Genomic DNA, 15,423 nt, shown 5'->3' with positions numbered 1-15,423 from the left:
AGGGAACAGTTTCAACCCCCGGTTGGGGGAAGATTCTGCGCTCGCGGAGGTGAAAATCCAAGGATGCAAGAGCGTAAGGGTGTAAAAACCTTGCACTTGTTGGGTTAAAAAATGGCTTTAAACCCTTGTATAGTATAGCTTCCCGATTAATTCAGCAAGCCCTAGTTAGTTCTGCCGCGCTGCCCTACTGTCTACTGACAGTATAAGGCAAAACTCAGGGGAGCAATGGTTAGAGATTGTCCAGCTTGTAGCGGTTGGGGGAGGTATGATCCCTCACCCATCCATTCCTTATCCGCCGAGTCAATCACTTTCGAGAAGTTCCCTGGGGGAATCTGAGGCGAAACAGTTACCCCATCGTTGGCAAAGTTGATCAAGCCGAGGAATTGGCTATCTCCAGCCGTGCGATGAATAACGATAATCTTTTCTGGGGACAAGCTAGATACATTAAGATTCTGCCTGTCTAGGGTAGCTAAAGCTGGGGTTTCTTTGCGTAGTTGAATTAACCGTTTGTACCAGCGCCGCAATACACCATGCTTCTCTTGGTCAATCTTATCCCACTGTAGTTTTGACTGCTCAAAGACTTTTGTCCCTTGGGGATCAGGGGCGTTGTCCCAACCAAATGCTTTAAACTCTTCAGCCCTTCCTGTACGCACGCCTTCAATTAAATCGGGATCACTGTGACTGACAAAATACTGAAACGGTGCGTCTTCCCCATATTCTTCACCCATAAATAGCATCGGGATATAAGGAGAAAGCAATACCGTCGCCGCCGCTACCTTTAACCCCTGAAAGTCTACCAAAGTAGATAAGCGATCGCCAATCAGTCGATTGCCAATTTGATCGTGGTTCTGGATACAGACGACAAACTGTTCCGCCGGACGATCTGCTGCTGAATTGCCATGGTTGCGTTTGCGGAAGCTGGAATATTGTCCACTATAGATATAGCCTTCGCGCAGAGCAACTGCCAACTGCTCAATTTTGCCAAAATCTTCGTAATATCCCGATAGTTCGCCGGTTAACAGAGTATGCAAGATGTGATGAAAGTCATCGCACCATTGAGCATCATGACCAAATCCGCCGTCTTCCCTGGGTTTAATCACGCGCACGTCATTGAGATCACTTTCGGCGATGACGTATCGTTGCACTGGCGTGGTGCGATTGAAGTTGGCGACAGCATCCCCTAATTCTTGTAAAAAGGGTTGAGCGCTCATATCGTAAATCGCGTGAACTGCATCAACGCGCAGGGCGTCAATGTGGTACTTATCTAACCAGTACAGGGTATTCTGGATAAAGAAATTCCGCACCTGATTACTATAAGCGCCATCAAAGTTAACGGCATTACCCCAAGGGGTACGATATTGATCCGTAAAGTAGGGACCATACGCCCAGAGATAGTTGCCTTCGGGTCCTAAATGGTTATACACCACATCTAAAATGACCGCGATCCCCGCTTGGTGACAAGCATCCACGAGTTTTTTCAACCCCGCAGGTCCCCCATAAGACTCTTGCACACCATAGACATAAACCCCGTCATACCCCCAGTTGCGACTTCCGGGAAACTGCGCCACGGGCATAATTTCAATTGCGGTTATGCCTAAATCCTGGAGGTAACTTAAGCGAGGAATAATCGATTCAAAGGTTCCTTCTGGGGTAAAGGTACCGACGTGAAGTTCGTAAATAATTAGGTCTTTGAGGGGAATTCCTTGCCAAGAATTATCCGTCCAGTCAAATTGGTGATCTACGACTTGAGAGGAACCATGGACTCCCTCCGGTTGGTAATGGGAGGCGGGATCAGGTCGTTCCAGTGACCCATCGAGTTGGTAAACGTAGAGCGTTCCGGGGTCAGCTTTTACCGTTTGTTGCCAATATCCCCATGCATCCTGTTGCAGGGGAATCACTTGATCTTGGGGAGAGACGATGTGAACCGCAACGCTGTCCCGAAACGGTGCCCAAACTCGGAATTCACATTGACCGTTACCCAGGTAGTTGCTGCCAATTTTCATATCACCCCTCTGTAAATGCATAGTCTGAGAAACTTGTCAAGGTTTTAGCCGTGCGATCGCCCGACTCGGAATCAGCCAACGGGCGACCCATCTGTACCTGATCAGATTACCCCACACTTTATGACTTTTAATCTAACATCTGGTGTAACTGTTGATAATGGCACAGCCGTCTTGACTGGCGTAGAGTACCCAGCTACCGTGCCCAAGTCGCCGCCGCAGAAGATGCTTGGACGATGCCAGGAGTTCTTACGGTTAATAACCAGCATCAGTTACGCCTAAAAGCGCGAATTAGATTAGATTATCGACGGCTTCAAGAACGCGGGGATCGAGTAGACGAAGACTAATATGGGAAAGGCGCCTGGGAGTCTTGCCGTGTTTCGACCCCAAGCGCCTTTTCCTTTTCCTCACACACACAACCTAAGTATACTCAATTTTTGGGAATTGTCCAGTCCCAAATCGGGAAAATGTTATCCGTGTTTAACGGATGTAGTTTTTCGTCTCATTCCGTAATACCTGGTTCAAGTCGCTAATTATCGCTTAACGTTGGCTGGGTAGGAATCCAGGGAACTCGCCGCCTGTTTGTCGCGATCGCACTATGCATGGCTGTAGCGAGTAGCACTTGGGTCTGATCAAAGCCGAACCAACACCTTTCCTGCGGCACTTCAGTAGTATTGGCAACACCCCCTATAATACGTCTAGTTAGGCTAAATTAGCGTTTGGGTTGAGCTATAACCCAATGTATTTGTTTGTCTATATCCAGATCAAGGATTGTATACGAGGAAACTCATGCTGATGAGAAGTTATCGCTCCATTCTGGCGTTGATGCTGGCGCTGGTGACCACCTGTCTTGTAAGCTGCGGTAGTCCTGCGGCAACTGCACCGCCCCCAGCTTATACATCTCAGCAGGTTGAGCAGATTCAGCGCACAGTGTCTAACCTGTCGGAACTGCGGGGAAAAATGCCCGTTCTGAAAACGAAAATTGATAACCGTGATTGGGTTGATGTCAGCACTTATATTCATGGTCCATTAGGTAGCTTGCGGCGAACCATGAGTTATCTGACACGCCAATTGCTTCCCCAAGAACAAAAGGCAGCTAGTGAAGCAGCAGATGACTTGTTTGAACATTTACAGCAAATTAACACGGCTGCTGAAAGCCGCAACTATCAATTGGCGATCACGAATTATCAAGAGGCATTAATCGACTTTGATCGGTTCTTAAAGCTGATTCCGGATGCCAGTAATGTAGCTGGAGTTAGCTGAATGACTCATGTTGCCATCATTGGGTGTGGAATTGTTGGGGCTGCGATCGCCTACCAACTGAGTGGCGTTTCGGGGCTACAGGTGACTGTACTAGATCGCCACCCCCCCGCCCAAGGATCAACGGGGGCAGCATTGGGTGTCTTAATGGGTGTGATTAGTCAAAAGGTTAAGGGGAGAACCTGGCAGTTGCGCCAAGCTAGTATGCAGCGCTATGAAACCCTGATTCCGGAATTGGAAACATTGACTGGGCATCACATTCCCTTTAACCGTCAAGGCATCTTGATGCTGGCGTTTGAAAACGACGATTTAGCCCGTTGGCAGAATTTAGTCAAAATTCGCCAATCCCAAGGATGGCAACTAGAAATTTGGAACACGGCTCAAGTTGAATCCCACTGTCCTCAGCTTAATCTGGAGAATAGTATCGGTGCGATTTATTCTCCCAATGACCGACAAGTTGAACCTACCGCCCTTACGCACGCCCTAGTTGCTGCTGCCCAACAGAGGGGCGTAACGTTTAAGTTTGGCGTTGGTGTGGAAGGAGTGGAATCCATGCCTGTTAATGGTTCCAATCAGCGAATTTGTCAGCAAATTTACACCCAGATGGAAACCTTGGCAGTGGATTGGCTGGTAATTGCGGCGGGATTAGGTTCGGCACAATTGGTCAATTTTCTGCTATCCCCACCGAATCAATCGTCTGCGATCGCACTCAAACCTGTTCTCGGTCAAGCGTTACAATTACGCCTAGGGAATACCATTGGTCATCCAGATTTCCAGCCTGTGATTACAGCTGATGATGTGCATATTGTGCCAATCGGTGGCGGTGATTATTGGGTGGGGGCAACGGTTGAGTTTCCTCATGGCACGGAAGTTGTTGCAGAACCGGCATTACTCGAACAAGTCAAACAGGATGCGATCGGCTTTTGTCCTGCCTTAGCCCAAGCTACAGTAGTTCGCACTTGGCTGGGGAAACGTCCCCGCCCAGAAGGACAGCCCGCTCCGGTTATTGGTAAACTATCGGGTTATAATAATGTCTTGCTGGCAACGGGTCACTATCGCAACGGTGTTCTCCTCGCCCCAACTACCGCCCAAGACATTCAACGGATCATCTGTACAACTCTGGATAATCCTGTTGATATCTTAACCAAACATGGATAACCATGGGTACTGTACAGTACACATAACCACTAACACCCCGACTGCATCCTAGAGTCATCGCAAAGGATTCACCCGTTTGCTCTGTCGCGGCACTGTCACAGGCTTTTTTGATGAGTTCCAGGAATTCTGTAGCGTCCATACCCAGAACCTCTTGCAGGGTTTGATAATACGCCTGAGGAGAAACGATGGAATGACAGCTAGCCAAATAAGCGGCTATTGCGACAGCTAATGCACCGAATTCAGCTTTCGGATCAGTATGGGTAATGCGGGTGGAGGCTTTGACAAACGCCCGAAGTTTGGGCAGATTATCACCCCAACAAACACCAAGGATAGCACTTCGCATCGCCAGACCATTGCCAGCGGAGAACACACCACTATGATCCGGTGAAAATCAGAACCATAATTTTAAAATAGCTTTTAAGGGTAAGGAGATGATTGGATTGGGCGCGATCGTTTTTTTGCGGTACTCTCTTCCCTCCTATCTTTGACGGGAACATTGAGCAGCCCTACTTATTTCAGGGTTCGGGAAAACATTGCGGTCACCAATCGATGTGAAATTCCTCCATAGTAACGGGAGCATAGTTTGGCAATTTTTTCTTCGGGATCAGTCCACTCTTTAAAACTAATAATATTTCCGTAAATTGAATGATTTGGAATTAAGTCATTGATATCTAGGTGAGAGGACTGTAAATCAAAAATAGTTTCTTTTGATGAATAAGCATAATCGATTATCACACTCAAACTATATCCACATTGTTTTAACGTCATTAAACAGTCCGACGTCGCCTTCAAAAATTTAGGCGACCACCCTCTTTTGGCATTTATTTTGCTTGTTCCACCCCCATATTCAAACATGACCACTTTCGGAAGTAAAGAGCAAGGCAATTCATGAAACTGCTCAATTATCTGAGATTCCCATCCTTCTACATCAAGTTTAATGCAAGTAATTTTTTGTGCCTCTATCCTTGAGAGTAAACTGGCTAATGTCATAGATTGGACTTGTTTTATATCGGCAGAAGCGCCAAACCAATCCGGTGATAATGAGTTAAAATTATGATTAAATAAACCTAAAAATTTACCCATATACAAGTTTTGAACGCCATCCCTATTTGAAAGACAAGTTTTGATTAAACGAATATTGTAACGTCGGCATAAATTCTGGAGTTTTTTCACAGGTAGTGGTTCCACGGCAACTGTATTAAAGCCTAGTCGAGCAAACCGTTCACAATAAAAAGCAAAAGTTCCCACTCCTACGTCAATACAAACGCCCTCTCTTTTGGGATCAAGAATAGGCAAATTTTCTTCCAATAAGCTTTGGCAGCAATCTTCAACTCGCATAATTATTTTCCGCTAATTATTTTGTAAGAATTCAGGTCTGTGTTTAGCTCATCAATTAGCCTGGGTGTACGAGCCTTTCCAAAGTAACGTGGGAAAGGAAATTCAGTCACATCGGCGAGTGCGCCCAGGCTCTTTTCCCCAAATAGGTCTTGCCTGAGACAGTTTGATGGATGATGGGTCGGAATGGAGCCTGAGCTTGCCAGTGTTCAACCTAGTCGAGTTTAATTTGGAACACAGACAATTAACTGGGTTTCAAGGGACAGGTTCAGGCAATAATGATAGAGATTGATCCAACTCGGTTTGAGCTACCAAGGCGGCCTGAAAAAACTCGATCACCGACCGTCCTTGTCGCCGACAAGTCTGTACCACACTCAATAGGTCTGCCGTCTGTTGAAATCGCTCCATTGAGCGAGACCCACCACTGACCTTACGCTTAGTCACCGCCAAACGCAGAGAACGTTCCGCCAGGTTATTGTCCGGTGGCACTTCTGGGTGGTCGAGGAAGTACCACCATTGCTGGGCTTTATCCCGTAAAGAACGTAGTAACTTGCCCGACTCGTATCCGGCTGTACTTATCCACTGTTGTATGGTCAGTGCTACTCGTAGCTTAAAAGAGGCCGCCCAGGTAAAGAAAGAGCTAGAGTCTTGAGTTTGACGCCATTGTCGATGCTGGGCAAAGGCTTCCTCAATTAGTTCGATGAACGCTTGCCCTAAAGCTGGATTATTGCCATGGCTCAATTTCACAACTTTTTTGAAGTGACGTAAAAGATGGGCTAAACATTTCTGTTGTGCTTTGACCTCGTAGCCATTATAGGCACTGTAATCATCACTATTGATTACACCATCAAACCTAGACCCCAACTGTTGGATTAATTCGGCTCGTGAGCGGGTATCACCTGGATGAAACAAACAACACTCTTGTGTCGCACTCACCCACAACCATTCTTTGAGACCCAACACTGGCCAAGGAGATTCATCCACATGGACTAACGGTTGCTGTTTAATCCACTCCCGCAAACCGTCAACGCTTTCCTTCACCCCATCTGCCATCCGAGCATTTGTGGCATTAAGAGTTCCCACCCCTATCTCAATCTTGCCCAGTTCCCACAACAGTTCTTGCTGCTTTTCATAAGATAGATGCCCATAGTTGCCCAACCACACCAGTAATGCTTGCAATCTCACACTCAAGTCTTGTCCTGGCACAATTTCTTTTGACCAAGGCGCTGCTGTCAGCTGACCACAACAGGCACAACGGCAGGTTTGCCTTTGGTATTCGACTACTTCTATCGGATGTGCTACCAGTTGCGCGACCTGCTGCCGCTGCACTGATGCTGGGTTTTCCTCAAATTCTACACAGCCACAGCTAGTACATTTTTGAGGTTTGAGAATGGAGTATCTATCTACTCGCCCAAAACATGAACGGGTTTTACCCGGGTGACCTGGTTGTCCTCCTGGCTTTCGTTTCGGTTTGTCGCTCTTTGCGTCAGCACTGTTGTTCCCACTGCTGTTATTCTTGTCGCCAGCGCTCTTGTCCCTCGGCTTTTTGGGTTTTTCCGGTTTGAACAACAAGTCCGTTGAAGGGGGTTTTGAACTTGCTTGACTATCAAGTTTCTGGATAGCTTTGAGCCTTTCTATCTCTTGTTGCAATTTCTCAATTACAAGCTGTTGCTGCACGCCTTTAACCAACGAGTTCTTCGGTGGGCAACTGTTTGAGTTGGTTTGGGTCAAGCTTTAAGTTCATGGCAACAGCACTCACATACCTTATATTAAAGCAGATTTTGTGTTACTAGAGCGCCATCGTTGCGATTTTCCTACTCAGGTAGTTCTCCCCGTGCCGGAGCAAAAGGGGCAAGCCTTCGCCTCTGCCAAACTGCTGTACTCGACATCATAGCCAAAACCAGGCGAAGCCTTCCCCCTTCATCGGATTTCCACGACCCCTGAATCCTTACAAAAATTGATTGCTGATTTTGTATCTAATTTGATTCCATTCGATTGCCATACTTTTATATCCTGATGTTACTGACACACCGAGGGGGTTACGGAGTGAAGTCGAGGTGTTGCCTGTTGCCTTTCCCCACCACAAGACTCTCTAAGCTAAAACGCATTTAAATTGTGTATTCAGGCGTTGCTTGTTGCCTGTTGCCTTTCAGGGTTTTAGGTATCCCAATTTAAATGCCGAACAGCTTATAACAGCCCCTAAATCTGGCTAGGTTTAAGATTCAGGGGAATCTCTACAATAAAAGAGGTTCCTTGTCCAGCTTTATAAAGGCAGCGGAGTTGACCGCCATGTTGTTCCACCACAATCTTATAACTAATTGATAGCCCCAATCCTGTTCCTTTTCCCACTGGCTTGGTGGTAAAAAATGGGTCAAATATATGTTCAAGGACATCTTGACTCATACCCAGACCATTGTCCCTAATCTGAATGACTGCCAAATCGGTCACTTTTTCCGTTGAACTTAAGGACTGAACCCGATGAGTTTGTGTGCGAATCACAATTTGTGGTTCTTTGAGAGGCTCATCGGTTTGGGTCGCAGCATCTGATAAGGCTTCAATCGCATTAGCCAGTAAATTCATAAAAACTTGATTTAAAAGGCTAGAATAACAGACCACTAAGGTTGGCTTCTAAGACTAAGGAGACTAAATCGGCACTGGAACGAGCGAAGTTTTGCTCTTCCGACGTCCAATGGCGCTCTTGACCCACCTGTTCCATAATATACCAGGAAGTACCAACGCCTGTGCAACGGCTGTACTCAGCAAGCAACCGATCATTGAATCAGTTGGGTTAGCCATGACAGGTAAGGAGAGGATTAGATTGGGCGCGATCGCAACATGGGTTCTGACGGTAACCTCTCTTCTCCTATCCCTGACAGGAAAAGGGTTTGCCGCTATCTCCTGGCTTGTAACCATGGCGTACTCTTATCGGAGCTTGTTACCTTGGAGAGTAGAAGGGTGATTAGCACTACCATACGATAAGCTCATCAGCAGTAACAGGCTATTCCCTAATCCTACCAATGTAATCGGGTGAGCCTGAGAATTAGTGTAAATTGGCAGGACGTGTCTTCCCAATGACGAATAATAATCTTTTGCTTGATTCTCTACTAAACGTGACGCGATCGCGACCCATGAACCTACTCAAGTCTTCTAGGCAAAGACAAGTCTTCATTCAACAACTGTTCACCCTAATCAATCTAGAGATTGGAGTAGATTTGTGGCAATTGTAATTTCATTTATTAACTTGAAGGGAGGTGTGGGTAAAACAACAACCACCGTCGCCGTTGCTGAGATGCTGGCTGGGGTATTCCATCGCAAAGTTTTGGTTATTGACCTTGATCCGCAAACCAATGCCACATTAATGCTGATTGGCGAAGAACGATGGGAAGAACTCAATGAAAATCATCACACCTTAGCCCAACTCTTTCTGGATGCGCTCGCGCCAGAAAACCCCAAATTCAATCTGCATAAAACGTTACAATACCAAGTTTCTAATGTCAAAGACTTAACCAGTTTAGACTTGCTTCCGTCGAGTTTAGATATAATCAATGTGCAAGATAGGCTAGCGACTATTCCCGCTGGACGCTTTTATGCTGCCAGTCCGATTAACATTTTGCGGCGAGGAATTCGCGCTATGATTGAACCCTATGATTACATTCTTATCGACTGCCCACCTAATTTAGGTATTGTGACACTCAATGGGTTACGAATTTCCCATGGTTATATCATTCCCACCATTCCGGATATTCTCTCAACCTATGGAATTCCCCAAATCACCAAAACCATTTATGAGTTTTCCGAAACCATCGCTGAACCGATTGTTCCTTTAGGGATTGTCATCTGTAAATATAATGCCGGAATGACCCTGCACGATCGCGTAATTAAGGATTTACGTCGATACAGTAAAGATGCCCGTGTCTTTGAAACCCAAATTCCCCACAAACAACAAATTGCTGAAACCGTTGAATTCAATCAGCCCGATAAATTTTCAACCTTGCGACAAAAATGGGGATATGCGGGTCAGTTTGAACAATATCTCAATTTAGCCAAAGAGATCAGAATGGGGGCGAGTAAAATTATCAAACATAAGCAGTCTCACTCCAGTTGAACGTGGAGAAATTGAATGAGCCTTGACAAACTTACAGCGTTGATCAAACTCCTGGAAGAAATACTTCCCGATACCCAAACCACTCTGACTAAATACCAACATGATCCTGACTTTGCCGAACAGATTGATTCGTTATTTAAAATTTTATCGACAAAAAAGCCATCTCCCTCGAAAAAACGTCGCACTCGCCGATGTGCCAGTGTTTTTGATCCGGTTGAACTGTATCACCAGCAGGGAGAGAAACACTTACGCGAACAGTTACAGCCACTTGAGGTTGAACAACTTAAAGATATGATTGCTGAACATGGGATGGATGCGAGTCGGCGGGCAATGCGCTGGAAAAAACGCGATCGCCTAATTGAGTTGATCGTGCAAACCGCTAGCTGTCGCGCCCGTAAAGGCGATGCCTTTCGCTGAGAGAGCGATAGTCGGTTAGGTTGTATTCCTGATTGGATTAGGTTTCTTCGGAAAACCTCACCCCCCATATAAGGATTCTTCAACCTAATTGAGTCCGAAAAATGCGACAATAGATTTAAAGGTCAGTCAGCTTTAGGAGCTTCACCATGTATCAAGCTTCGGATATAGCTAAATATTTCATTCACTATGCCAATCTTGAAGAGGACGGCATGATGACGAATTTAAAACTGCAAAAATTACTGTATTATGCCCAAGGGTTTCATTTGGCTTTGTTTAATCAGCCTCTTTTTCGAGAAGAAATTAAGGCATGGCAGTATGGTCCAGTAATTGAAGAAATTTATCACGCCTATAAGGGATATTCGCGTAATCCTTTACCCGATCCTGAAAATTTCAATCCTGAAGTAATTTCGCCAGAAATAAAGAATTTAATTGATGAAGTTTATAGCGTGTTTGGCAAATATACTGGCACAGTTTTAGCCAATCTTACTCATCAAGAAAAACCTTGGATAAATACAGGACTCAATCAAACCATTACTCACGAAATAATGAGTGACTATTTTAAGAGTAAGATTGTTGAGAATTGATGGGTAAAGGTAAGAAAAAGAGAATTAAACCCCCTTTTTCAAATCAGTCTAAAGTAAAAGGCAGGATTGCAGAACCTTCATCGGACAAAATTTTAAATTACGATGACTGTCATCCTGTTTTTTGTCTTCGGTATTTAGAGGATGACTATGGTTTGGATAAATGTACTAGGGATGAGCCGGCTGATCTGGCTAAGGCTCTGAGAAAACGAAGTCAAATGACTTGGCGACAAATTTGGGCAGCAGATCGGCATGGATTGGGTGCAGAAAAGATTGCGAGAACTAGCATAAAAGCTTCAATTTCTAACCATATTACAGAAGATATCGACTTCTTTATTGCCCTACGATTTTCACCGAAATGCTCCAATGGTAGGTTATCGCATTAAGGATATTTTTCGGATTATTTGGTTAGATCCTAAATTCACCTTGTATAAGCATTAAAGCTGAACGGGTGACAAGCCGAGCAAAAGCTTGACCGATCAGGCTGAAGCGAAGACAGCGCTCACTACGAACGGCGCGATCGCGATGATGGCTATCCCTAGGGGACGGCTCGTCCTACAATAGTTTTCTAGTCTAAAAACTTTCGGTTAATCCATCTTTTCAAATCTTAACCTATGTTTCCCATTCATCGTCCTCGTCGTCTTCGCCAAAGCACCCAGTTGCGTCGCATGGTGCGTGAAACTGTTGTCACAACCAGCGATCTGATCTACCCCCTGTTTGCTGTACCCGGTGAGGGAATCGCCCAAGAGGTCAAATCTATGCCGGGAGTCTACCAGTTATCGGTAGATAAAATTGTGGCAGAGGCGAAGGAAGTTTACGATCTGGGGATTCCGTCGATTATTTTATTCGGCATCCCAGATAACAAAGATGTGGAAGCCACGGGCGCATGGCATGATTGTGGCATTGTTCAGAAAGCTGCCACAGCGGTTAAAGAAGCGGTGCCAGAATTGGTGATTATTGCCGATACCTGTTTGTGTGAATATACCAGTCATGGACACTGTGGGTATCTGGAAGTGGGTGATTTAAGTGGGCGAGTTCTCAATGATCCCACCTTAGAATTGCTGAAGAAAACCGCCGTCTCTCAAGCTAAAGCAGGGGCGGATATTATTGCCCCATCGGGGATGATGGATGGTTTTGTCCAGGCAATTCGCACCGGATTAGATGAAGCTGGATTCGAGGATACGCCGATTCTATCTTATGCGGCGAAGTATGCCTCTGCCTATTATGGACCATTTCGGGATGCAGCCGAATCACCACCGCAATTTGGCGATCGCTCTACCTATCAAATGGACCCCGCTAATAGCCAGGAAGCCCTCAAGGAAGTAGAACTAGATATTGCTGAGGGGGCAGATATGTTGATGATTAAGCCCGCGCTGGCGTATATGGATATTATCTGGCGGGTGAAGGAAGCTACAAATTTACCGGTTGCTGCGTACAATGTATCGGGTGAATATTCGATGGTGAAAGCGGCTGCCCTGAATGGCTGGATTGACGAACAAAAGGTGGTGATGGAAACCTTGACCGGATTCAAGCGATCGGGCGCTGACTTGATTCTGACGTACCATGCCAAAGATGCTGCCCGTTGGCTACAGGAGTGATTGGGGAATACCGAGTTGCGCTCAAACGTATACTTCGCACGGGAGTGAGTTTGTCATTGGAGAAAGGAGCGATAGCGGAGTGTTAGCGAAGCTTGGCGTTAGCCTATAGTGTTTTCAGATGATTCGTGTACAGCCAAAGCACTGAAAGCTTTACAGGGCAAGGGTTGCTTGTTTAGATCTCAAATAAAAACACTATATAATCTCACCAGATGCTTCGCTGGACTCCGTTACGCTCTGCATTATAAAAGCTCAGTTTGTGACCGCGAACATTAGCTAAACTTGATGAAAGCGAGGAACATTGATGACTGCCACCCTGATTCAAAGTCCAGATCGCGTTGTTTTACCTAATATTAGCTGGCAAACGTATCAGTCGTTAATTACGGATTTTGAACAAGAACCAGCTATCCGTCTGACCTATGATCGCGGGATGTTAGAAATCAGAATGCCCTTAGATCCTCATGAAACTTACAAAAAACTCCTGGGACGGTTGGTTGAAGCAGCGACTGAAGAACTGGATATTGAAATTCGCAGCCTGGGTTCACGTACTTGCGATCGCGCCGATTTAGCTAGAGGATTAGAACCCGATCAGTGCTACTACATCCAGAATGAAGCGCTGGTTCGAGGAGTCGCTCAAATTGACTTAAATCAATTTCCACCTCCTGATTTAGCCCTAGAAATTGATATTACCAGTAGCTCAATCAATCGCCTGTCGATTTATGCAGCCTTGGGAGTACCAGAAGTCTGGCGTTATGACGGACAAACACTAACCATTCTGAGTTGGCAAAACGGCGAATACCTATCTCAAGACAGAAGTATCGCCTTACCTTTACTCAATGCTGAGAATCTGGTTAGATTTTTAGCCTTAAGAAACACGATTGGAGAAACCAAATTAGTCAAGCAATTTCGTCGATGGGTGAAAGATAGCGTGGCTGAGGTTGAAAGCTAGCTTGTACTTTTCACCGCCACCCCAACCAGCGCAACACAGGAACCAACAGATAATAACTGACGCCTAACCAAAATCCTATGGTAATACCGAGTAAACTAAAGAAACTAATGGTATTGATAAAATCTAACCAACTGCCATCGGAGAAGGAAAAGATGTGAATTAATACCTCCAATGGCAAGATATTGAACCGGACTAAGCCGGAAAATAGCATACCCGTACCCGCTGCGGCTACGGCGGCATGAACTAGGTAATGACTGGGTAAACCTAATCCTAACACCAAGGGAATAACCGCCACAGCTGTGACTAAACCCAATAAGCGATCCGCGATCGCATAAGATAGCGATACCTGCAAAAAATCCCCCAATCCTGCCAATCGTTCCCTTGGTAAAGACGAGATTGACGCCTGCCAAATAAACCAACCCACACCATACCCAAAAATCCCGGTTATCCCAGCAATGATCCGCCGTTTCTGTTGACCGAATCCTCCCGCCTCCGTTAATCCCCACGCTGTTCCCAAACCGACACAAGCAAACATCAGCAGTTCCTGCCAAGGGATAATCTGAATTTCGGGAACCATGAGTGTCCATTGTTCGATCATCCAATCTGCAAAGCGATCGCCAATAATCGTCCAGTTAATCAAAGCAAACCCAGCCGTGGCGCCCAAGGCTGCACCAATTCCTGCCATCACCATTTCCCAGGTGGTATCCAAACAAGCCAGAACGATGGTAATCAAGACTCGCCACACCCAGCGCACAAGGGTAAAAATAATTTGAGCGCACGTTATCAGAACCCGACTAGAAATCTCCTGTGCTGTTCCGGCGGCTTTAGCCAGGGTCTGAGATAATGAGGATGATGATTTTCGGTTAAAATGACAACTGACAACCAAACGCCGTTGAATCTCAGCAGCTTTAGCAGGTCGTTTTTGCGGATCAAGGCGGATCATACTATCGAGTAAGTTGGCTAAACCCCGACGGACTTTAGTGCGATCGCGCCAGTGAAATTCACCCGTCGCCGGATCTTGTAAATCCGCTAAATCTTGACCTGTGAGTAATTGAATCATGGTACGCCCTAAGGCATAAAAATCAGCCGTCGGTCCCACCACATCCCCCGCAATCTGTTCAGGAGGACTGTAACCTGGAGAAATTAATCGTGTAGAACGATTCTCTTTCCCTACAGGTATCGCGCCAATTTGTTTCGCCCCCCCAAAATCAATCGCCACCAGTTGACCGGTTCCCTCGCGCACCATTAAGTTTGAGGGTTTAATGTCACGGTGAATAATTCCCAAATCATGTAACTCCTGTAGAATATCAGCCGCTTGGTAGAGCCAATTAATAATCAAGGTTTCCGGACACCCCTGAGGATAACGGTTCAAGATAGCCTCCAGCGTCTCACCGTTTATTTTTTCCATCACCAGACAAGGGAGTACGCGCTGTTGGTATGTTCCCAGACGTACTGTAAAGTAACTATTGGACTCCACTTTCGGCACACCCGGATGGTTCAGACGTTGCAATACGGCTGCTTCTTGTTCAAATAACTGCAACGCCTTGGGTGACGTTTCTACTAAAAGTTTCAATACTTTTTCAGTCTGATCCTGCTGATCCCAAATTGCATAAATTGCTGCAAATCCCCCTAGACCCAAACGCTGGAGAGGAATGTAGCGATTATTTAGCCGCAGCATCGATCCACAACTGCTACAAAACTTAAAGTCCCCAGATTGAGGATAAGGACGGGGGCAGTCGGGATTAATACAATAGACCGACTCTATAAATGACTGATGCACGATCACCAGCGATAGACGATGCCTCTTGATTCTACACAATAAAGTCCCCAGTCCTTTCAGTAATGGGGACTTAACGCTTTAATTAAAACTAATAAATAGATTTATATTGTATCATCTCCTGGCATCTCCTATTTTAGCAGATCAAAGCTTTGTTGTAAGTAGGTGGACATAATTAAAGTTAAAGGTGGCGATCGTCTCAAGAGCCATGAACTCCATAGGACTGTCTGGAGACAAGTGCCTTTA

Annotated in this window: 16 protein-coding genes; 10 read left to right on the top strand and 6 right to left on the bottom strand. The window is 45.7% G+C overall.

Translation table 11 applies throughout. The features are described 5' to 3' along the window. Positions 1 to 191: 191 nt before the first annotated feature. On the bottom strand, positions 192 to 2,003 hold the full coding sequence (gene treZ / locus RIG27_RS33640; protein ID WP_446351377.1) for a malto-oligosyltrehalose trehalohydrolase: 1,812 nt from the start codon (positions 2,001 to 2,003) through the stop codon (positions 192 to 194). A 792-nt stretch (positions 2,004 to 2,795) separates the two neighbouring features. Between treZ and psbQ the strand changes: the two genes are divergently transcribed. Beyond that, positions 2,796 to 3,263 (top strand): photosystem II protein PsbQ, encoded by a 468-nt coding sequence (gene psbQ / locus RIG27_RS33635; RefSeq protein ID WP_446347352.1) that lies wholly within the window; start codon positions 2,796 to 2,798, stop codon positions 3,261 to 3,263. Further along, positions 3,264 to 4,418, top strand: a complete 1,155-nt coding sequence (locus tag RIG27_RS33630; RefSeq protein WP_446351371.1) for an NAD(P)/FAD-dependent oxidoreductase — start codon at positions 3,264 to 3,266, stop codon at positions 4,416 to 4,418. It abuts the gene before it with no gap. Here the strand turns inward: RIG27_RS33630 and RIG27_RS33625 are convergent. From RIG27_RS33625 to RIG27_RS33610, 4 genes are all read right to left on the bottom strand, one after another. After that, positions 4,366 to 4,788 (bottom strand): ADP-ribosylglycohydrolase family protein, encoded by a 423-nt coding sequence (locus tag RIG27_RS33625; protein ID WP_446351370.1) that lies wholly within the window; start codon positions 4,786 to 4,788, stop codon positions 4,366 to 4,368. The two genes, RIG27_RS33630 and RIG27_RS33625, sit on opposite strands and share 53 nt — an antisense overlap. Positions 4,789 to 4,928: 140 nt before the next feature. Further along, positions 4,929 to 5,756, bottom strand: coding sequence for an FkbM family methyltransferase (locus RIG27_RS33620; protein WP_446351369.1), 828 nt, complete (start codon positions 5,754 to 5,756; stop codon positions 4,929 to 4,931). A 252-nt stretch (positions 5,757 to 6,008) separates the two neighbouring features. Next, entirely contained in the window at positions 6,009 to 7,442 is a 1,434-nt protein-coding gene (gene tnpC / locus RIG27_RS33615) for an IS66 family transposase (RefSeq protein ID WP_446351376.1), read from the bottom strand. A gap of 510 nt (positions 7,443 to 7,952) precedes the next feature. Next, positions 7,953 to 8,369: a sensor histidine kinase gene (locus RIG27_RS33610; RefSeq protein WP_446351368.1), complete on the bottom strand. Its 417-nt coding sequence runs from the start codon at positions 8,367 to 8,369 to the stop codon at positions 7,953 to 7,955. Between the two features lie 73 nt (positions 8,370 to 8,442). On the opposite strand from RIG27_RS33610, the gene RIG27_RS33605 reads away from it, so the two are divergent. The 8 genes from RIG27_RS33605 to RIG27_RS33570 all read left to right on the top strand — a co-directional run bounded on the left by RIG27_RS33605 (position 8,443) and on the right by RIG27_RS33570 (position 13,400). Beyond that, on the top strand, positions 8,443 to 8,712 hold the full coding sequence (locus RIG27_RS33605; protein WP_446351367.1) for a hypothetical protein: 270 nt from the start codon (positions 8,443 to 8,445) through the stop codon (positions 8,710 to 8,712). A 112-nt stretch (positions 8,713 to 8,824) separates the two neighbouring features. Beyond that, on the top strand, positions 8,825 to 8,980 hold the full coding sequence (locus RIG27_RS33600) for a hypothetical protein (protein ID WP_446351366.1): 156 nt from the start codon (positions 8,825 to 8,827) through the stop codon (positions 8,978 to 8,980). Continuing rightward, positions 8,968 to 9,858, top strand: coding sequence for a ParA family protein (locus RIG27_RS33595; protein WP_446351365.1), 891 nt, complete (start codon positions 8,968 to 8,970; stop codon positions 9,856 to 9,858). Before RIG27_RS33600 ends, RIG27_RS33595 begins: the two co-directional genes overlap by 13 nt. Before the next feature lie 15 nt (positions 9,859 to 9,873). Next, complete coding sequence (locus RIG27_RS33590; protein WP_446347338.1) at positions 9,874 to 10,275, top strand: hypothetical protein; 402 nt, start codon at positions 9,874 to 9,876, stop codon at positions 10,273 to 10,275. Positions 10,276 to 10,421: 146 nt separating this feature from the next. Further along, a complete protein-coding gene (locus tag RIG27_RS33585) occupies positions 10,422 to 10,859 on the top strand; it encodes a Panacea domain-containing protein (protein WP_446351364.1) in 438 nt (145 codons plus the stop codon). Beyond that, positions 10,859 to 11,242 carry a hypothetical protein gene (locus RIG27_RS33580; protein ID WP_446351363.1) on the top strand — a complete coding sequence of 128 codons (384 nt, stop codon included), beginning with the start codon at positions 10,859 to 10,861 and terminating at the stop codon, positions 11,240 to 11,242. The genes RIG27_RS33585 and RIG27_RS33580 overlap by 1 nt, the downstream gene beginning before the upstream one ends. A 228-nt stretch (positions 11,243 to 11,470) precedes the next feature. Then, on the top strand, positions 11,471 to 12,454 hold the full coding sequence (gene hemB / locus RIG27_RS33575; RefSeq protein ID WP_446347336.1) for a porphobilinogen synthase: 984 nt from the start codon (positions 11,471 to 11,473) through the stop codon (positions 12,452 to 12,454). A 301-nt stretch (positions 12,455 to 12,755) separates the two neighbouring features. Beyond that, complete coding sequence (locus RIG27_RS33570) at positions 12,756 to 13,400, top strand: Uma2 family endonuclease (RefSeq protein WP_446351362.1); 645 nt, start codon at positions 12,756 to 12,758, stop codon at positions 13,398 to 13,400. 10 nt (positions 13,401 to 13,410) lie between these two features. Here RIG27_RS33570 and RIG27_RS33565 read toward each other — a convergent pair whose 3' ends face one another. Further along, positions 13,411 to 15,180, bottom strand: coding sequence for a serine/threonine protein kinase (locus RIG27_RS33565; protein WP_446351361.1), 1,770 nt, complete (start codon positions 15,178 to 15,180; stop codon positions 13,411 to 13,413). Positions 15,181 to 15,423: the final 243 nt, after the last annotated feature.

The organism is Coleofasciculus sp. F4-SAH-05 (assembly GCF_040222985.1).
In the GTDB taxonomy this organism is placed as follows: Bacteria; Cyanobacteriota; Cyanobacteriia; order Cyanobacteriales; family Coleofasciculaceae; genus Coleofasciculus; species Coleofasciculus chthonoplastes.
Note: the sequence above shows the minus strand (reverse complement) of the source record. Positions and strands in the feature narration are given on the sequence as shown.